This is a genomic window from Paenibacillus sp. JGP012 (assembly GCF_014203995.1).
GTDB lineage: Bacteria > Bacillota > Bacilli > Paenibacillales > Paenibacillaceae > Paenibacillus > Paenibacillus silvae.
Window position 1 is genome coordinate 79993 of the sequence record NZ_JACHKG010000007.1, and the last position, 17405, is coordinate 97397.

Here is a 17405-nt window from a genome sequence, read left to right on the forward strand (position 1 = left end):
GATATACAGGCAAGATAGCATGATTTCTACAGGAAATTGAAGCGACACTTCTACAGGAATTTAGAAGCAATACCTCTACAGGGAAACGAGGAGATACTGTGAAAAAGGTTGTGCTTGCAGGTGGAACTGGATTTGTTGGTCAGGATTTTGCGCCAAGGTTTGAAAAGCTGGGGTACAGTGTCTATATAATCTCTCGCCAGCCGGGGCATATATCCTGGGAGGATCGAGGAGCGATCGTTGAAGCTCTTGATGGAGCAGCGCTGCTGATTAATCTGGCTGGCAAGTCGGTGAACTGCCGTTATACAGAGGAGAACCGCAGAATCATTATGGATTCCAGAACGGTAACGACACAGATTCTTGGAGAAGCGGTGCTGGCATGTACCCGGCCGCCTGAATTGTGGATTAACTCCAGCACAGCAACGATATACAGACATGCGGAGGATCGTCCGATGACGGAAAAAGATGGTGAGATCGGCTCAGGGTTCTCAGTGGAGGTAGCCAAGGCGTGGGAGCGCGCTTTCTTTGAATTTGAGCTGCCATCTACAAGGCAGGTTGCGCTGCGTATTGCCATTGTGCTTGGCAAAGGCGGGGTAATGGAGCCCTTGACGAATCTGGTACGTTTTGGTCTTGGAGGGGCACAAGGCGCAGGAACCCAGCAATTCAGCTGGATTCATATTGAGGATTTATTCCGCATGGTGTTGTTTTTACAGGAGCAGCGTCAGCTGGAAGGAGTGTTCAACGCTTCATCACCCCACCCGGTGACCAATCGAGAGCTGATGGCAAGTCTCAGGCAGCAGATGGGAGTACGTGTAGGTCTACCTTCACCGCGCTGGATGCTTGAACTGGGAGCTATATTTATTCGCACCGAAACAGAGCTGGTGCTCAAAAGCCGATGGGTCATCCCTGACCGAATGGAAAGGGAAGGCTTCACTTTTACTTATGCTACGCTGGACGCTGCGCTCGCTGACATTCTACAACCGACCAGGTAGTGTGTGCTCCACAAAGTACACGTATATACACTGGCAAAAGTAAAACAGAGATGAAGCCAACATGCTGCGCAGCGGCATCTTCAGAACCGTACCCGTATGGGAGAAGAAGTTGGTTATTTAATACCGGGAGGGCAGAGCAATCTGCCCTTCTGTTAATTCTGAAGATCTGCAATAGGACTTGATTTTAAAGATATATAATACGGAAGAGGTTGGCATATGCAGCTTAGAAGAGTAAGAATTGCAGGTACGGGGAAATACCTGCCTCAGATGAAAGTGACAGATGAGGAACTGGATGAGCGCCTCCATGTACCGGCAGGTTGGGTCAGCAAAGCGACAGGCGTAGGGTTTCGTTATTATGCCTCGGACGAGGAGACTTCTTCGTATATGGGGGCAAGGGCAGCAGAAGCGGCTCTTGCTGATGCGGGGCTGTCCTTTGAAGAGATCGATTGTCTGGTATGTACAAGCGGTACGAAGGAACAGCCGCTGCCAAGTACAGCTGTTTTTATCCAGCAGGCGATGGGGCAGGAGGATTCGGGTGTGCCTGCTTTTGATATGGATGCAACCTGTCTGAGTTTCCTGAATGGATTGGATGTCATCTCTTATATGGTGCATGCGGGACGTTTCCGGCGTGTTCTGCTCGTAGCTACCGAGATCGCTTCAGCCGGATTGAACTGGGATGAGCCGGAAAGCGCTGCCTTGTTTGGGGATGGAGCAGCAGCTGTCATTATTGAGCATGCGCCAGCGGGTTCAGGCTCGCAGATCGTACACGCATCATTTCGCACGTTCAGCCGCGGAGCACGTTTATCAGAGATTGCGGGTGGAGGAACCCGGCAGCATGCCGCCAAATATAATAACGAGCAGCCAGCCCCTTATCTCTTTCATATGGATGGCCAGGCCATTTTCCGCATGGCATCCAAGCTGTTACCGGGTTTTATGGATGAGATGCTTCAAACCTCCGGGAACCGGATGCAGGATTTCAGACTGGTTATTCCGCATCAGGGCAGTGCAATGGCGATGCGTCTGATTCGGAAGAAGCTGGGCATTCCGGAGGAGCGATTTATGGATATTACACGGGGGCATGGCAATACCATCGCCGCTTCCATCCCGATGGGGCTGCACGAAGCCATTCGCCAGCAGCGCATTCAGCGCGGTGATCGCATACTTATGATAGGAACAGCCGCAGGGCTTTCTCTGGGAGGACTTATTCTTGACTATTAGATCAGGAGAGCGTCAGGAACAGACATGTACACCAAGCAGAGTGCTGCTTACCGGGGGCAGGGCCCCGGTAACACTGGATCTGGCACGTATGCTGCACCGATTCGGTCATCGGGTGTATATTGCCGAGAGTATGGAACGGCATCTATGCAGAGGGTCCGTTGTAGTGGAGCAGTGTGCCCTTGTGCCATCGCCGCGCCATCAGACAACAGCATATCTGTCTGCGCTCGAAGCCTGTGTCAAGAGATGGCAGATTGACCTGCTCATTCCGATGTGTGAGGAAATTTTCTACGTGGCTCAAGGTGCGGAACAGTTACGGCAGCATTGCCGTGTTCTGGTATCCAGCCCGGAGCAGCTGCATGCATTGCATCATAAATATGATTTTATTCAACTGGCGAAGTCGATGGGGCTGTCTGTGCCAGATACATATCTGATTCAAAGCTCACAGGAGCTGCTGGAGATTCAGCATGTGCTGAACAAGTCCGGGGAGTGGGTATGGAAGCCGGTGTATTCCCGTTTTGCTGCCAAAGTACGTATGCCAATACATCATGCACCGCCGGGTGAAGAGCTGATATCCATATCCCGAGGTTCGCCTTGGGTGGCACAGCGTTACATCCATGGACGCGGGCTGTGTACCTACAGTGTTGTGCATGAAGGACAGTTGGTTGCTCATGCCGCTTACGAGAGCAAATTTCGTACAGGTGACGTAGGCGCAAGTGTTTTTTTTGAACAGGTAGAGCATGAGGCGGCGTATCAGTGGGTCAAACAATTTGTGCAGCAGGCAGCCTTTAGCGGACAGATCGGTTTTGATTTTATTGAAGCGTTGGACGGTCGAGTATATGCCATTGAGTGTAATCCGAGAGCGACCAGCGGTATTCACCTGTTTCATCCTGGCGATGGCCTGGTGCGTGCTTTGCTTGAACCGGAGTCACTATTAAACGAAAAAAAAGAGATTATACCCCAGTCAGGTGATAAAGCGATGCTTGCACTGCCTATGCTGGGAAGTGGTATTCGGCAGGCCAATAGCAGAGCGAACCTGCGGTCATGGATGACGGCCTGGCACGGGGCAAGAGATGTGGTGTATACGAGGCAGGATACGCGTCCTTTCTTTGCACAAATTGCAGTGGTGCTGGCAGCTTGGCGTATTGCCCGTGCTCAGCGGATCACACTGACCGAGGCGTTGACTCATGACATAGAATGGAACGGTGAACAACAATGAAGAGAGCATTGGTAACAGGGGCTACGGGCTGTCTTGGCAGACATCTGGCTGTTCGCCTTGCCCAAGAAGGCTGGGACGTCACGGGCCTTGGGCGTCAGCAAGCGATAGGAGATGCGTTAGCTGCGGCAGGAGTTCGTTTTCATCAGGGTGATATAAGGGACCAGCAGACGGTGGATGAAGCCTGCGCGGGTCAGGAGGCTGTATTTCACTGTGCCGCGTTGTCGTCTCCCTGGGGAAAGTATCGGGACTTCTACAGCAGTAACGTGCAGGGAACACAGATTTTGATTGATAGCGCTATGCGCAGCCAGGTGCAGCGTTTCGTGCATGTCTCGACGCCAAGTCTCTATTTTAACTTCAACCCGCGTTATGAGGTGCATGAAGATGATGTGCTGCCAGCCAGACCGGCCAATCACTATGCGGCTACCAAGTATCTTGCTGAGCAGATCGTTATGGATGCACATCGTCAAGGCTTGCCATCGGTTATGATTCGTCCGCGGGCAATTTTTGGCCCGTATGACCAGACGCTGTTTCCGCGTATTGTGGCAGCGAATGCCAAACGTGGAGTCCCGATGATTGACGGTGGACGGGCACTTATTGATCTGACATGTGTAGATAATGTAGTCGATGCCTTGTTACTGTGCCAACGTGCTTCGGCAGATGCGCTGGGGAGGGCCTACAACATATCCAACGGGGACCCGCGGCCTTTTGCCGAACTGGTCAGCAAGCTGTTTGACATGCTGGATATGCCGCTGAAGCGTTTGAGCATTCCATACAAGGTGGCCTATGGGGCCGCTGCTGTGCTTGAGAATGTGCATCGGCTCATTCCTGCTCTGGGTGAGCCACTACTTACCCGATACACTGTGGGGTCCCTGGGTGTACCGCAGACATTAAACATCACCGATGCCAGGGAGCAATTGGGGTATACACCTCGGGTATCTATTGAAGCAGGTTTACAACAATTTGCAGATTGGTGGAGGGCTGAATCATGCTGACTTCTACTCCAGTTCAGTTATATTTGGGTGCGGCAGGGTATTGTACACATCCGGAGGTTCTAACGCTGAGGGGCGGGAGCATCAGACCTGTGCGTTTTCCGGCGGGCTTTGCCTGCATCATTCATCCGGTGCATGGCGCGATGCTGCTGGATACAGGGTATAGTTCCCGCTTTTTCGATGAGACTGCCCGGCTTCCTAATGCATTGTATCGTTACATCACCCCTGTTGTGTATCAGGAGCAAGACAGTGCGGTTCATTTTCTGAAACGGATTGGACTCCGTGCATCAGACATTCGTTATGTCATTCTTTCGCATTTTCACGGGGATCATATCGCAGGTGTGCGGGATTTCCCTCAAGCGCAGTTTATTTACCTGCCGCAAGCGTATGATGCAGTCCGCTCACTTGGCCCATTAGCGGCAGTAAAGGCCGGATTTCTGTCCGGATTGCTGCCTGAAGATTTTACCCGGCGGTCACTGCCTCTGACTGGACGGCCCAAACAGTGGACTGAAGTGAGAGGAGCAGAGGTAGCTGGAGGGAAAGGGAGAGGATCAGAGATGATTGGACGGACAGTGACCGGGACAGAGACTGAAGCACCGTCTGTATTCCCTTGGGATGAGGTGTACGATATCTTCGGGGATGGCAGTCTGCTGGGTGTAGTTGTGTCGGGTCATGCAGCAGGCATGATGGGCATTTTGCTGCGTACAGAGCAGCATGAATATTTTCTGTGTGCGGATGCGGTGTGGTCAAGCCGGGCTTTTCGTGAACAGCGAAGACCTCATGCGCTTGCAGGCATTATTATGTCTGATCGGCGGGAATACAGGTCGAACTTTGATAAGCTGGTTCAATTGCATCAACAGTTTCCTGCCATTCGCATTGTGCCAAGCCATTGTCAGGAGGCGCTGAACGCATGGGGAGCAGGAGGTACAGCGCATGAGTAATGTCTTTCGCATTGCAGCTCATTATGCACTTGCACGCGGCCTGCGCAGATGGAGCACACGAGTGCAGCTTGAACGCTGGCAAGAACGCCGAATCATACGCCATGTAGAGCGTGTGCGGGCACAATCGCCATTTTATCGCACATGGTGGGATGGAAGGGGTGCATCGGCGTGGAGACAATTTAAGCAGATTGACAAGTCCACGATGATGCAGCATTTTGATACGCTGAATACCGTAGGGATTTCGAAGGAAGAGGCGTTAATACTGGCAGGAGAGAGTGAAGATACCCGTGACTTCAAGCAGTCTTCCATTCAAGGAATAACTGTGGGGTTATCTTCAGGCACATCCGGCAACCGGGGGATATTTCTGGTGAGTGATCGGGAGCAGGATGCGTGGACGGGAACAGTGCTGGCCAAGCTGCTGCCAGGCGGATTGTGGAAGCCGGCCAGGATTGCTTTTTTTCTGCGTGCAAACAGTAATCTGTATGAATCGGTGAAGCGCGGCAAGCTGCAATTTCAATATTTTGATCTGCTGGAGCCTGTGAATGTGCTTGTTGAACGTATGGAGCAATACCAGCCTACGGTGTGGGTGGCGCCGCCCTCCATGCTTCGCATGCTGGCTGAGGCTTATGAGCAGGGGCATTTAACCCATACGCCGCACAAAATCATATCCGTCGCCGAGGTGCTGGACCCGCTGGATCGAAGTGTGCTGGAGCGTGTCTTCAAGCAGACAATTCATCAGGTGTACCAGTGTACGGAGGGTTTTCTGGGTGCGACGTGTGAGCACGGTACGTTACATCTGAATGAAGACATTGTTTATATTGAAAAAGAATACCTCGATCCTGCCACCCGGCGGTTTGTGCCTGTGATTACAGACTTCTCCAGAACATCACAGCCGATCATCCGATATCGGCTGAATGATATTTTAACCGAGGCGGCAGAGCCGTGCGCCTGTGGTTCGCTGTTCACTGCCATTGAGCGGATCGAAGGCCGCTGTGATGATACGCTTTATTTTACACATCGACATGAGAACCAAGCGGTTACGGTATTTCCGGATTTCATCAGTCGTGCGGTGATTGCGGCTTCGCCGGCCATTGAGCACTATCGTGTTGTACAGCGCAGCAACGGAAGGCTGGAAGTATCGATGCGAATTCATGAAGAAGCCAGTGAGGAACAGGTAAAGGTCGCTGTAATGCAACAATTGAATACATTAGCAGAGCGATTGCAGTGTATGCTGCCAGAGGTAAATTTTGTACCCTACACGTTTGAGGCGGGGGTCACAAAACTGCGGCGGGTGGAGAGACGTGCGGATTAACAGGTGAAGAATACATTTGGAGAGCTGGTGATGATATGAGCGTGTGGGCTTATAAAATAGGAGAAGATTCGCTGCCAAACAACGCGGATGATGCAGGCACGGCAGGGAACAGAACAACGGAATCCGGGCATATCGCTGAACCTGCCGAAAAAAGAGCTCATAGCCACGGACAACAGCATCCGGTAGCACTAATTACAGGCACATCCAGCGGCTTCGGTATGTTGACCGCCATTACGCTGGCGAAGCAGGGATATCATGTTGCAGCTACGATGCGCGATCTGGGCCGCAAGGGTGAGCTTGAGGGCCGGGCTGAAAAAGAGAATCTTGGCGACCGTATCCATTATGTTCAGCTCGACGTGACGGATTCAGAATCGGTCCAGACGGCTGTAGATATGGTTATGCAGCAATATGGACGGATTGACGTGCTGGTGAATAATGCAGGCTTTGCGGTGGGCGGGTTCATTGAGGAAGTGGCGATGGAGGATTGGCGGCGGCAGATGGAGACCAATCTTTTTGGACTTATTGCGGTGACACGCACCGTCCTGCCGGTGATGCGTAAGCAGCAGAGTGGATTAATTATTAATCTTTCCAGCGTAAGTGGTTTGTCGGGTTTTCCGGGGTATGCGCCCTACGCTGCTTCCAAGTTCGCCGTGGAAGGATTCACGGAAAGTCTGCGTCATGAGATGTCTTCCTTCGGTATTCGGGTCGTGCTGGTGGAGCCTGGAGCCTACCGTACACCGATCTGGAACAAAGGTCTGGGTGAGATTCATCGGTATGAGGACTCACCTTATCAGCATAAACTGGATGCAGTCCTGCGATATTCCCGACAAGCGAGTGAGACTGCACCTGACCCGCAGGAGGTCGCTGATCTGATCGGGCGGATCACCCGGATGCGTTCGCCAAGATTACGATATGCGCTGGGCAAGGGCTCGCGGTTACTTATTATCGGCAAGGCCTTGCTGCCTTGGAAGTGGCTGGAGCGGCTAATCGCGCGGGGCCTTCAATCGTAGCTGGTGTTACGGTGGGATATTTCAGGGGGAATAAATAGCAGGATTCACCTATTCAAAGGTGAATCCTGCTATGAAATCCTTCGAGCTACTTAGCCATTCCATTTTCTTGCTGATGAGGTATAACTTCCATTCCCGCTAATATTGATAATTAATTCACCGCTAGTAGTCTGAGGTTTGACTTCCCAGACTCCAAAACTTGTTTTTATTGATGATTTAACACGAATAGCATTAGAATCGCCAGGAGCCGGGCCTACACCAGGTACTTCGCTATCAAGATTCCAAAGACTCCAAATTGGGCTATAAAAACTTGTAGTTGGGACTGAGTCATGCCAAGTAATCTTACTACCATTAGAAATATAAGATTGTTGCAAAGTATACGTCCACAGCAATAAGTTATCACCTGTAATAGCGCTATAGGCACTCAATGAAACCGAAGCGCTTTGAATATTGTTGGATGCAGCAAGTTTGGATGAGGTTGATAAATTGTTGTTTGTTGAAGTGGAACTGAGTTGAATGTAGCTTCCATCATCAAACGTATATGTAGCTACTGGGATAGATTCACTTACAGTAAGATTACCAGACTCAAGAGCCTCATTAATTTTAGCTGGGTCATTAGCGTCAACAGTTAGCTGAATTTGGACATCATCAGCAGGAGCGGCGTTAATTTCTGCAGCGAATGTGGCTGTTGAAGAAGATAAAACTAGCGTTGCAACGAACAGACTGATTAAGTGCTTTTTCATTTTGTTACTCCCTTCTTATTATAATATGGTATAATTGGTTTATACAAATATATAATACCAGTATATTCTAAATTGGTGAACCCTTTTTTATTATTTTTTTAATTTTTGGAAGGAGGTGGGATTGTGCTTGATATAAAACAATTAAGAAAAAAAGACTATATAATATTCTTTTTTATTGTTTTTTTAGGTATGATTGTGAATCTGACCTCGGATACAGGTAGCTCGATTATTTGGTCTGTTGCAAAAATATTTCTAGTTTCTATTTTAGTAAGTGTGGTGTTCGGTACATTAACAAATTTAATCTTCAAAAACAAAAATTTAAAATCTTAACTGTCATGAAACTTTTGAAATCAGGTGTATTTTTCGAAGGAAAGAAATACAATGATTACAAATCACTTAAAAGTCGCGATCCTAGCGACTTTTTTATTTTGAATATATCCATTTTTGTGGATTGTTTGATATTAATATGATTTTATTAAAATGAACTAAGCTTACAGGGAGTGGATGAAACATGAATATAGATGCTGGGCGAGAGAAGTACATGCTGCGTAATATCGAGCGGGAAGAATCCGACGTATATTGGCCCTTGCGGCTGGAAGCGCTGCGGACCCATCCAGAAGCTTTTGGAGCATCTTATGAACTGTCAAGCCAACTGCCGATGAGCGAAGTGAAAGATCGCATACATAACGAGCAGGATGATTATATTCTGGGCGTATTTACACCTGATGGCATACTGGCTGGCATTATGGGGTTTAAAAGGGAATATGGCCCGAAGCTCAGGCATAAAGGATTCATCTGGGGAGTATATGTATCGCCTGCTTATCGGGGGAAGGGGCTGGCTTCCCGTTTATTATCGGAAGTGTTGGAACGGGGAAGGCATCTCGAAGGGATCAAGCAGATTAATCTGAGTGTGGTTACTACGAATGCTGCTGCAAGACGATTATATGAGCGTTACGGGTTTGAAGTGTACGGTATAGAGCGAAATGCGCTGGAAGTGGAAGGTCAGGGGTACGATGAAGCACACATGACCTATTTTTACAACCAGAGCTTAGACCAGAAGCAATGTAGTAAATAGATATATCAAAGAATGTAGTAAATAGATAAGGGGGTGCTCTGATGGTGCATCCGGTTATTCATGAGATCGACGGCGTTACGTTCGGGTTAAAAGAAGAGCATGACTTCAGCTGGCTAACGCCCCTGGGCACAGTCTTCCGTGGATTTGACCAACAGGACTCTGGTAATCTCTCTTTTGGATTAGTCAGAGCAGATGGTCGAAAGCAGTTTGTGAAGTATGCAGGGGCATGTACCATCCACGCCAATACAACGGGAAATCCAGCCGCAGCTGTACAGCAGCTGCAGTCTGCTGTCTCGATCTATGAAGATTTGGCACATGACTGCCTGATTCGATTAACGAACCATTTTGCCACAGAAGAGGGTTATGCTTGTGTATTTGATTGGGTCGAAGGAGAATGTCTGCATTCGCACTGGTCTTTCCCTCCGCCAGCTAAATATGAAGATCCTCGGTCGCCTTATGTTCAGTTCAGGAAGCTGCCGGTGGAGATGCGCATTCAAGCGATGGAGCGTATTCTGGACTTTCATATCGAGGTGGAGCGCAAGGGTTATGTCGCTGTAGACTTTTATGATGGCAGTCTGATTTATGATTTTACGGCAGCGGAAATCCATATCTGTGACATTGATCTGTATCACAAAGGCGCTTTTGTCAATACAATGGGGCGAATGTGGGGTTCATTCCGATTTATGTCTCCTGAGGAATTTCAGCTCGGGGCGCCGATTGATGCGATTACGAATGTGTTCAATATGGGAGCTATGGCATTTGCACTGCTTGGGGGAGAACTGGATCGTTCGCGTGAGCGTTGGGATGCCGGGCAAGCATTGTATAAAGTGGTCATACGTGCGGTGAATCCCGACCGTTCCCTGCGTTACAACGCTGTGGCAGAGTTTGCCTTAGCCTGGAAAGAGGCAGTTGCGCAATGATGCAATAACACATTCGTAACTTTACATTCAATCCCGTATAATGGAAATGATGAGGAGGTGATGACGATGTGCCGATATGCTATGTCTGGACCTTATAAAGAAATATTTGCTTGTTTTAACTGCCGCAAGTCATTCAAACAGGTTTCACCTTATGATTTGAGCCCGGAAACGGCTGCAGGTATGGAATATAAGTGTCCGCAATGTGCGGAAGTCATGGTGAATATGGGGCATGATTTTCAGGCTCCGAAGCAAAAGGACATCAAGCAGTGGACAAAAGTCATAACACTGTATCGTCACGGTGTGACCTATCATAATTGCGGATGTGGAGCAGGATATCGTCCGGCTGATCTGCGAGAGGTGCCAGATTTCCTGGAAAAGCAAGCAGTGGGTCAGAGAAGTGAAGGTGAGAAGCTGCTCTACAGATTATTGAATTAGGAGAAAATTACAGCTATGATTCGTTCGTTCATACAAAAAGACCTGCAATATGTCATTGAAGCGCATATCCGTATTTATCGGGACGAGTATAATTATGATAATAGCTTTGCAGTCTTTATCTCTGATGCGGTGCAGACCTTCGCCCGTACGGGAGATTTCACAAGAGAGATGTTGTGGATTGTGGAGCTGGATCATAGGCCTTATGGGTCGATTGGGCTGACACGTGTAAACGATTCAACTGCTCAGCTGCGGTGGTTCCTGCTTGAACCTGAAGCCCGGGGTGCAGGCTGGGGGAGAAGGCTTATTGAACACGTGATTGCGTATGCGATTCAGCAGGGATACCGTTCTATTTTATTGTGGACCAATCAATCGCTGCTCGGTGCAAGAAAACTATATGAATCTTACGGGTTTGAAGTCAAAGAGATTCGAACACAACTATTATCCGGCCAGGAATTGACGGAGGAGCGATGGGAGCTTGATCTGAGGCCGGGATAGAGCAATGGCAGAAACTGTGTTTGGAGGTGTGACCATGAAGACAGAACCTGTGTATGCTAAGAACATAATTGCTTGTGTTTGTTTTCAGGGCATGTGGCGATGGTATGTTACCGAGCGAGAATACTGGTTTCTGAATGTAGAGATGGAAGAACGGTTTGGCATCCAGGTGTTGAACGAGGATACGGCCAATGCTTTTCTGGAGGCGATTCAAGAGGAACAGGTGAGCACGGCAGAGCTGAGAAGCGGGCTGCAGCATTTTCGTGAAACGCATCATGAGGGTGACGAATGGCTCAAGTATGTGCCGTCTTTCCTTGTTGATTTTGATCAAAAGCTGTTCTTCTCCATGTTCCCTGAACCTGCATCCTATGAGCATTACATGCCTGAGGGCTGGACGGGGAGTTACTCGGATTTTCTGGAGCGAGTTCCGGAGACGGAACGTTATTGGGAGGTACAAGGCAAATCTCTATTTGAAGAAAGTTTTTCTTAACGGGGGTATTTCGATGAAATGTAAATGGTTCATGATGAGCTTACTATCGCTATGTACAGCGTTAGCTTTATCAGCTTGTGCAGTTCCGGCAGATCATCGTTCCGAGGCAGATACCATTAAACAGAGCTTGAATGCAATAGTCAGCGAGCCTGCTCTGGCTGCCAGCAGCAACCCGAATGATTATATTGCAGGCAATCGAGACTTATATGATGCAATCCTTCAAACGGGTGAAGGAGGACTTCAGTTCTTGTTGAATCAGCTTGAGTCCAGTCCGGAAGATGGCTTGAAGGAGTGGATTATGGCTCAGGCCAGCGCCGAACTGCTGGGAGAAGACAATCCGGTGCATAGCTGGAAAAGTGGTAAAGACTGGATCAGACAATATAAAACGAATTCAGATCAGGTTAGTTAACTTCATTGATTTAATCTTCACCTCCAGTCAGCATGAGCAGTAATGAACGGTTCCCGGAACCGAAAGAATACGTTATAGAGGTGACATCCTTGACGAAAAAAATTGCTTTTTTTGATTCAGGCATCGGCGGATTAACGGTACTGCACAAGGCTTTACAGCAGTTTCCCGAAGAGTCCTATATATATTATGCGGATACCCTGCATGTACCTTACGGAACGAAGTCTGCAGACGAGGTGCGTGGATATATTCTGGGCTGCATTGAGGCTATTGCACGGCAAAACACAGAAGCTATCGTAATCGCATGTAATACAGCAACCAGCCTGGCCGTCAGTGAGCTGCGTTCCCGATACGATATCCCCATCATCGGCATGGAGCCAGCTGTGAAGCCGGCTGTAGAGATGAACCGGGATAACGGCAAACGAGTGCTGGTATTTGCGACAGCTCTGACACTGAGCCAGACAAAGTATAACGAGCTGGTATCCCGAGTGGATGATGAGCATCGGGTTGATTCGCTTGCGCTTCCTGAGCTCGTAGAGTGGTGCGAACAGCTGCAGTTCGATCCGGTCACCATTGCAGCGTACTTTCGTTCCAAGCTATCCCGTCTGGATATGAAGCAATATGGAACAGTGGTGATGGGCTGTACACATTACCCGTTCTTCTCTTCGATTTTGCGCGGGGTGCTGCCGGATCATGTTCAGATTGTAGATGGAAGTGCAGGCACGGTGAATCATTTGAAGCAGAGGCTCGCACTCCAGACTCTTCGGCATGACACGAGCGGGGGAATCGGGAAGCAGGAAGATGTGACCTTTCTTAGTTCATCGGGCCGAACAGAAGATCAGCGTAAAATGCGTATTGCACTCCAGTATCTAAAGGAAAATTCATTGTAGCCCAGACAACCGGAGGTGTTGTACATGGAGTCCATTTATCTGATTCGTCACGCCAAGGCCGAAGGACAGGAGCCATATGCCAGTCTGACAGACGAGGGGTACAGGCAGGCAGAAAAGCTGGCAGAGCTGCTGTCCAGTCATGGGATTTCCTATATTGTATCCAGTCCCTGGAAAAGAGCGGTGCAGACGGCCGTTCCTTTAGGAGCAGCCATTCAGCAGCATATTCATACGGACGAACGCTTGCAGGAGCGTGTGCTTAGTACCGTTGATCTGCCGGACTGGATGGAGGTGCTGAAACGTACATATGATGATGTCGATTGGGCGGCAGAAGGCGGCGAGTCTTCAAGAATCGCAGCTCGCAGGGGCCTGGCTGTGCTGGAGGAATGCTGGAACAGACCAGAGCCGCATGGCGCGGTTGTCACACATGGCAACCTGTTATCGTTAATTATTCGTCAGTATGTTCCGTCTTTTGGTTACCCCGAATGGGCCAAGCTGTCCAACCCGGATGTATATGTTTTGAGACGGGAGCAGGAGCATACGGATGCGGGAAAAAGGAAAGAAGCCAGCCTTATGTTCAGCATCCGCAGACTCTGGCTGGATTAATGCCCTCAAAAAAAGAGCGTTCGGCTTCAGGTTCGTTCAGCCAGAACACTCTATTTAAAATTGAAGGAAGACTTTGTCACATGAATTAGAAGGAAGACCTTGCTATATGAATGTGAGGGAAGACCTTTTGCAAGGTTACAATGCAGCAAATAGCAGTGTGACCCAACCGGCAAGGAAGGCTACACCACCCAAGGGTGTGACAGCTCCCCACTTGCGTACACCTGTAATGCTAAGGGTATAGAGACTGCCGGAGAAGAGTAGAATTCCTGCAAACAACAGCCAACCTGCGGTGAGCACGAGTGATGAGGAGGACAGTCGCTCTGCGAACAGTCCGAGCAGAATGATGCCAAGTCCATGGGCAATATGGTACTGCACACCGGTTTCATAGATTTTAATCATATCAGCCGATAACTTGCGCTTGAGCGCGTGTGCCCCGAAGGCACCCAGTGCAACAGCCAGAAACATCATCACACTGCCGAGAATAACGAGAGTTTGCATTTTATTTCGCTCCTTTTTAATATCTACAGCTTGCGTAATTGAATCTGCTGTATCGAGTGATCAGCTTCTTTTTTCAGAATGAGCCGGGCTCTGCCTTTGGTTGGCAAAATGTTTTCATGCAGGTTTTTGGCATTGATGTCCTGCCAGATTTGATTCGCTGTTTCAACCGTTTCCTCTTCATTAATATTGGCGAATCGCTGATGGAAGAAGGAATCCTTATTCTGGAATGCTGTCTGGCGAAGCAGCTTGAAACGTTCTACGTACCAGTGCCGAATATGTTCTTCTTCTGCATCAATGTAGATGGAGAAGTCAAAGAAATCACTTACCAGTAAAGGGGTCTCCCGTTTCACCTGTAACACGTTGATGCCTTCAATGATCAGGATGTCTGGCTGGCATATCAGCTGCTCTTGTCCCTGAATGACATCGTAAGCCAGATGGGAGTAGACCGGAGCTTTGACTTCCGGCTTGCCGGATTTGACATCTCCCATGAATTGAATGAGTGATTTGATATCATAGCTTTCCGGGAAACCTTTGCGGTTCATGATGCCCTTCTCTTGCAGCACCGCGTTTGGATATAAGAAGCCGTCCGTGGTGACGAGATCAACTTTGGGGCTGCTCTTGCCTCTGGCGAGAAGAGCCTGAAGCAAGCGGGCTGCTGTACTTTTTCCCACGGCAACACTGCCCCCGATCCCGATAATATAGGGGGTGTGAAGGGCTTCCTTTTTCATAAAAGAGGCGGTTAACCGATCAAGCTCTCGCGAAGATCTGGCATATAAGTCAATGAAGTGGGTAAGGGGCAGATAAACTTCCTCCACTTCCTGTATGGACACTTCTTCGTTCAAGCCCTTTAACTGTTCCAGTTCAGCTTCCGTCAGCGGAAGAGTAACCTGATGCTCTTTGAGTCCAGCCCATTCCTTGCGGTCAAACTCGATGTAAGGTGAGTATAAATTCATGAGATCCCGCTTTCTGTATGTAATGTAATCGGTGACACAATCATTAGTGTACCAAATTTCAGGAAACTGACAACACCTTTACAACCTCTGTTTATTATGAGACGTTATGAATCCAGGGGATGAAGCACCTTAGAGATGGGTAAAAGCGACTTATAGGAAAGTGTAACCCAATTAATGTAAAAGTCAACGTATACCATGCGGAAGGGTGACAGCAAATGATCATATATGAGAGAGAGCATGATTTTGTTTTGACCGCACAGCATGAACATGGAGTGGCTGCTGGAGATATGGCTGCTCACTGGAAAACAGCGTGGCTTCCACCTGGTTCACACCGGGATGAACTGATTTTGGCTGCGAAGGAGCATGACCGGGGCTGGATCGAGCTGGATGCTGCGCCATTATGGAATGATTACAGTCAGGTTCCTTACTCTTTCCGTGATTTTCCACTGCGTCCGCGTTTTGTATTCTATCGCAAGGGGATTGAGGAAGTGAGACAGCACAATGCGTATGCGGGACTGCTGTGCAGCCTGATGTATACAGAGTTGTTTCAGAAAACGCTGGGTGCCAATCCTCAGGATGATGAGGATATTCGTCAGTATCTGCTCGAAGAACAGCAGCAGCAGGATAACTGGAAGCGGGAGCTTGGCGGTGATGCAGCAGCCCTGGAGCAGCGACTGAAGAATGATGTGGAGACGATGCTGTTCTGTGACCAGCTCAGTCTGTTCTTATGTATGGAGGAGCCGGGTACACCTGCATCACGTTATGATTTTTTCGCAGATGGACTGAGCTGTGCTTTCGACCATTGTACCAGCCCAACCGTTAAAGCTGAATGGATATCAGGAGAGAAGGTAGGTCTGTCTTTTTTTCCATTTAATGAAGAGTTTGAAGTGAGCATGTCTTACAAAGCAGTGCCCAAAGCCAGTATCCGCAAATTCGGAATGCTGCAGGCTTATCGCCGGGCCGATTGGAAAAAACGCCGGGTGGTCATCACTGCGTTAACATAAAGAAATGTGCTGCTGTATATTGCAATTGGAAGCACATTGAAACCATGATATCTAGATATCAAGGCCACCCAGACGGGCTCCGAAGTAAACCGGCGTCCGTCTTTGATATGCCTGCATGTGCTGTTGTCTGATGTTCATGTTAAATACGGTTTAACCCACACTGTATAGCAGGAATACACACATGATCTCCAGAAATCATACGGGAGGTGTGGAATACGTTTGGATTAATTAGAGATAAGGAAGGCGTTTGGATGAGGAGAATGAAAAATGAGCGTTAAGGTCGAGATGTATACGATGTCTATGATATGGAATCCGGATAGCGATCAGGTTCTGTTGATGAATAGACCAGACCGCAAAGGGTTTCCAGGTTATATTGCACCTGGTGGCAAAGTAGAGTTTCCCGAAAGTATTGTGGATGGAGCCATACGTGAAGTTCGAGAAGAGACGGGACTTCAGGTGAAGCGGATCATGTATAAAGGACTGGATGAATTCTGTGACCCGGAGCAGGGATTGAGATATATGGTGTTCAACTACCTGGTTACTTCTTATGAAGGCGAGCTTCTGGCAGACCCGCCAGAGGGAGAGCTAAAGTGGGTATCCTTGCAAAAGGCACTGGAGCTGCCGATGCAGGACTGGTTTGCAGAGCGGTTTCCGCGCTTTTTTGATGCGGGTACGTTTGAACGAAGTGTAGTCTGGGAAAAGTCGAGTGGGCAAACCCTGCAGGAGACGTTCAAGACCTACAGCGATGAAGCTGTACGGAAGTAGACAGGGTAACAACAGTTTGTACAAAGACAGAGGGGATGAATAAGATGGGATATGAGCAGGCGCTGAGGGCATATATAGAAGCAACCAATACACATCAGTTTGATGAGGTAGGCAAGCTGCTTGCACCAAATGCACTGTATTGGTTCACAGGCACTTCCTGCACAACGCTCGCGGAGATACGAGCATATTTTGAGAACGCCTGGGAGACAGTGAAGCACGAAGTGTATCGCGCAGAGGATGTGCAGTGGATTGCTGTGGACCAGCATCAGGCGGTGTGCACCTATACGTATCACTGGGAAGGATATGTGCGTGGAGAATATGCTTCAGGACAAGGGCGTGCAACAAATGTGTTTGTCCAGAATGATGAAGGGGATTGGAAACTGGTTCATGAACATTTAAGTGCAGGAAAATAAATAGGTAAACACACATTATTTAAGTTGAACTATTCATTAGCTTATA

The 17405-nt window shown here is 48.8% G+C and carries 22 protein-coding genes; 19 read left to right on the forward strand and 3 right to left on the reverse strand.

The window, feature by feature from the left end; translation table 11 throughout:
* Positions 1-98: 98 nt before the first annotated feature.
* The 7 genes from HNR77_RS11375 to HNR77_RS11405 all read left to right on the forward strand — a co-directional run bounded on the left by HNR77_RS11375 (position 99) and on the right by HNR77_RS11405 (position 7675).
* Entirely contained in the window at positions 99-989 is an 891-nt protein-coding gene (locus HNR77_RS11375; RefSeq protein ID WP_184183884.1) for a TIGR01777 family oxidoreductase, read from the forward strand.
* Between the two features lie 216 nt (positions 990-1205).
* Entirely contained in the window at positions 1206-2207 is a 1002-nt protein-coding gene (locus tag HNR77_RS11380) for a beta-ketoacyl-ACP synthase III (RefSeq protein WP_184183887.1), read from the forward strand.
* Complete coding sequence (locus HNR77_RS11385; protein WP_260410508.1) at positions 2197-3423, forward strand: ATP-grasp domain-containing protein; 1227 nt, start codon at positions 2197-2199, stop codon at positions 3421-3423. The genes HNR77_RS11380 and HNR77_RS11385 overlap by 11 nt, the downstream gene beginning before the upstream one ends.
* Positions 3420-4415, forward strand: coding sequence for an NAD-dependent epimerase/dehydratase family protein (locus tag HNR77_RS11390; protein ID WP_184183890.1), 996 nt, complete (start codon positions 3420-3422; stop codon positions 4413-4415). Before HNR77_RS11385 ends, HNR77_RS11390 begins: the two co-directional genes overlap by 4 nt.
* The gene (locus HNR77_RS11395) at positions 4409-5353 is read left to right on the forward strand and encodes an MBL fold metallo-hydrolase (RefSeq protein WP_184183893.1); all 945 of its coding nucleotides are present in this window, start codon (positions 4409-4411) and stop codon (positions 5351-5353) included. The genes HNR77_RS11390 and HNR77_RS11395 overlap by 7 nt, the downstream gene beginning before the upstream one ends.
* Entirely contained in the window at positions 5346-6665 is a 1320-nt protein-coding gene (locus HNR77_RS11400) for a F390 synthetase-related protein (RefSeq protein WP_184183896.1), read from the forward strand. Before HNR77_RS11395 ends, HNR77_RS11400 begins: the two co-directional genes overlap by 8 nt.
* 35 nt (positions 6666-6700) lie before the next feature.
* The gene (locus tag HNR77_RS11405) at positions 6701-7675 is read left to right on the forward strand and encodes an SDR family oxidoreductase (protein WP_184183899.1); all 975 of its coding nucleotides are present in this window, start codon (positions 6701-6703) and stop codon (positions 7673-7675) included.
* An 89-nt stretch (positions 7676-7764) separates the two neighbouring features.
* Here the strand turns inward: HNR77_RS11405 and HNR77_RS11410 are convergent, their stop codons facing one another.
* Complete coding sequence (locus HNR77_RS11410) at positions 7765-8415, reverse strand: hypothetical protein (RefSeq protein WP_184183901.1); 651 nt, start codon at positions 8413-8415, stop codon at positions 7765-7767.
* Positions 8416-8538: 123 nt separating this feature from the next.
* Between HNR77_RS11410 and HNR77_RS11415 the strand changes: the two genes are divergently transcribed.
* The 9 genes from HNR77_RS11415 (at position 8539) to HNR77_RS11455 (ending at position 13726) form a co-directional block, all read left to right on the forward strand.
* Positions 8539-8745, forward strand: a complete 207-nt coding sequence (locus HNR77_RS11415; RefSeq protein WP_184183904.1) for a hypothetical protein — start codon at positions 8539-8541, stop codon at positions 8743-8745.
* A gap of 181 nt (positions 8746-8926) precedes the next feature.
* Positions 8927-9490 carry a GNAT family N-acetyltransferase gene (locus HNR77_RS11420; protein ID WP_184183907.1) on the forward strand — a complete coding sequence of 188 codons (564 nt, stop codon included), beginning with the start codon at positions 8927-8929 and terminating at the stop codon, positions 9488-9490.
* A gap of 41 nt (positions 9491-9531) precedes the next feature.
* Positions 9532-10410: a serine/threonine-protein kinase gene (locus HNR77_RS11425; RefSeq protein ID WP_184183910.1), complete on the forward strand. Its 879-nt coding sequence runs from the start codon at positions 9532-9534 to the stop codon at positions 10408-10410.
* Positions 10411-10476: 66 nt separating this feature from the next.
* On the forward strand, positions 10477-10845 hold the full coding sequence (locus HNR77_RS11430) for a hypothetical protein (protein ID WP_184183913.1): 369 nt from the start codon (positions 10477-10479) through the stop codon (positions 10843-10845).
* A 15-nt stretch (positions 10846-10860) separates the two neighbouring features.
* Positions 10861-11340: a GNAT family N-acetyltransferase gene (locus tag HNR77_RS11435; protein ID WP_184183916.1), complete on the forward strand. Its 480-nt coding sequence runs from the start codon at positions 10861-10863 to the stop codon at positions 11338-11340.
* A 34-nt stretch (positions 11341-11374) separates the two neighbouring features.
* Positions 11375-11827 carry a hypothetical protein gene (locus HNR77_RS11440; protein ID WP_184183919.1) on the forward strand — a complete coding sequence of 151 codons (453 nt, stop codon included), beginning with the start codon at positions 11375-11377 and terminating at the stop codon, positions 11825-11827.
* A 31-nt stretch (positions 11828-11858) separates the two neighbouring features.
* On the forward strand, positions 11859-12236 hold the full coding sequence (locus tag HNR77_RS11445; protein ID WP_184183922.1) for a hypothetical protein: 378 nt from the start codon (positions 11859-11861) through the stop codon (positions 12234-12236).
* A gap of 89 nt (positions 12237-12325) precedes the next feature.
* Positions 12326-13123, forward strand: coding sequence for a glutamate racemase (gene murI, locus HNR77_RS11450; protein ID WP_260410510.1), 798 nt, complete (start codon positions 12326-12328; stop codon positions 13121-13123).
* A 24-nt stretch (positions 13124-13147) separates the two neighbouring features.
* Positions 13148-13726 carry a histidine phosphatase family protein gene (locus HNR77_RS11455; protein WP_184183929.1) on the forward strand — a complete coding sequence of 193 codons (579 nt, stop codon included), beginning with the start codon at positions 13148-13150 and terminating at the stop codon, positions 13724-13726.
* Positions 13727-13861: 135 nt separating this feature from the next.
* On the opposite strand, the gene HNR77_RS11460 is transcribed toward HNR77_RS11455, so the two are convergent.
* Positions 13862-14224, reverse strand: coding sequence for a DUF423 domain-containing protein (locus HNR77_RS11460; protein ID WP_184183932.1), 363 nt, complete (start codon positions 14222-14224; stop codon positions 13862-13864).
* A gap of 23 nt (positions 14225-14247) precedes the next feature.
* Entirely contained in the window at positions 14248-15177 is a 930-nt protein-coding gene (gene coaA / locus HNR77_RS11465; protein ID WP_184183935.1) for a type I pantothenate kinase, read from the reverse strand.
* Between the two features lie 215 nt (positions 15178-15392).
* Here coaA and HNR77_RS11470 point away from each other — a divergent pair, with 215 nt between their 5' ends.
* The 3 genes from HNR77_RS11470 to HNR77_RS11480 all read left to right on the forward strand — a co-directional run bounded on the left by HNR77_RS11470 (position 15393) and on the right by HNR77_RS11480 (position 17359).
* A complete protein-coding gene (locus HNR77_RS11470) occupies positions 15393-16181 on the forward strand; it encodes a DUF3891 family protein (RefSeq protein ID WP_184183939.1) in 789 nt (262 codons plus the stop codon).
* 267 nt (positions 16182-16448) lie between these two features.
* Positions 16449-16946, forward strand: a complete 498-nt coding sequence (locus HNR77_RS11475; RefSeq protein WP_184183942.1) for an 8-oxo-dGTP diphosphatase — start codon at positions 16449-16451, stop codon at positions 16944-16946.
* Positions 16947-16990: 44 nt separating this feature from the next.
* Positions 16991-17359, forward strand: a complete 369-nt coding sequence (locus HNR77_RS11480) for a YybH family protein (RefSeq protein ID WP_184183945.1) — start codon at positions 16991-16993, stop codon at positions 17357-17359.
* Positions 17360-17405 lie beyond the last annotated feature (46 nt).

What these genes read in the sequence shown, in the direction of transcription:
- HNR77_RS11380 (WP_184183887.1), top strand. Translation starts at nt 1,206, where the DNA reads ATGCAGCTTAGAAGAGTAAGAATTGCAGGTACGGGGAAATACCTGCCT.
- HNR77_RS11390 (WP_184183890.1), top strand. Translation starts at nt 3,420, where the DNA reads ATGAAGAGAGCATTGGTAACAGGGGCTACGGGCTGTCTTGGCAGACAT.
- HNR77_RS11395 (WP_184183893.1), top strand. Translation starts at nt 4,409, where the DNA reads ATGCTGACTTCTACTCCAGTTCAGTTATATTTGGGTGCGGCAGGGTAT.
- HNR77_RS11400 (WP_184183896.1), top strand. Translation starts at nt 5,346, where the DNA reads ATGAGTAATGTCTTTCGCATTGCAGCTCATTATGCACTTGCACGCGGC.
- HNR77_RS11405 (WP_184183899.1), top strand. Translation starts at nt 6,701, where the DNA reads ATGAGCGTGTGGGCTTATAAAATAGGAGAAGATTCGCTGCCAAACAAC.
- HNR77_RS11410 (WP_184183901.1), bottom strand. Translation starts at nt 8,415, where the DNA reads ATGAAAAAGCACTTAATCAGTCTGTTCGTTGCAACGCTAGTTTTATCT.
- HNR77_RS11420 (WP_184183907.1), top strand. Translation starts at nt 8,927, where the DNA reads ATGAATATAGATGCTGGGCGAGAGAAGTACATGCTGCGTAATATCGAG.
- HNR77_RS11425 (WP_184183910.1), top strand. Translation starts at nt 9,532, where the DNA reads ATGGTGCATCCGGTTATTCATGAGATCGACGGCGTTACGTTCGGGTTA.
- HNR77_RS11430 (WP_184183913.1), top strand. Translation starts at nt 10,477, where the DNA reads ATGTGCCGATATGCTATGTCTGGACCTTATAAAGAAATATTTGCTTGT.
- HNR77_RS11435 (WP_184183916.1), top strand. Translation starts at nt 10,861, where the DNA reads ATGATTCGTTCGTTCATACAAAAAGACCTGCAATATGTCATTGAAGCG.
- HNR77_RS11440 (WP_184183919.1), top strand. Translation starts at nt 11,375, where the DNA reads ATGAAGACAGAACCTGTGTATGCTAAGAACATAATTGCTTGTGTTTGT.
- HNR77_RS11445 (WP_184183922.1), top strand. Translation starts at nt 11,859, where the DNA reads ATGATGAGCTTACTATCGCTATGTACAGCGTTAGCTTTATCAGCTTGT.
- HNR77_RS11455 (WP_184183929.1), top strand. Translation starts at nt 13,148, where the DNA reads ATGGAGTCCATTTATCTGATTCGTCACGCCAAGGCCGAAGGACAGGAG.
- HNR77_RS11460 (WP_184183932.1), bottom strand. Translation starts at nt 14,224, where the DNA reads ATGCAAACTCTCGTTATTCTCGGCAGTGTGATGATGTTTCTGGCTGTT.
- coaA (WP_184183935.1), bottom strand. Translation starts at nt 15,177, where the DNA reads ATGAATTTATACTCACCTTACATCGAGTTTGACCGCAAGGAATGGGCT.
- HNR77_RS11470 (WP_184183939.1), top strand. Translation starts at nt 15,393, where the DNA reads ATGATCATATATGAGAGAGAGCATGATTTTGTTTTGACCGCACAGCAT.
- HNR77_RS11475 (WP_184183942.1), top strand. Translation starts at nt 16,449, where the DNA reads ATGAGCGTTAAGGTCGAGATGTATACGATGTCTATGATATGGAATCCG.
- HNR77_RS11480 (WP_184183945.1), top strand. Translation starts at nt 16,991, where the DNA reads ATGGGATATGAGCAGGCGCTGAGGGCATATATAGAAGCAACCAATACA.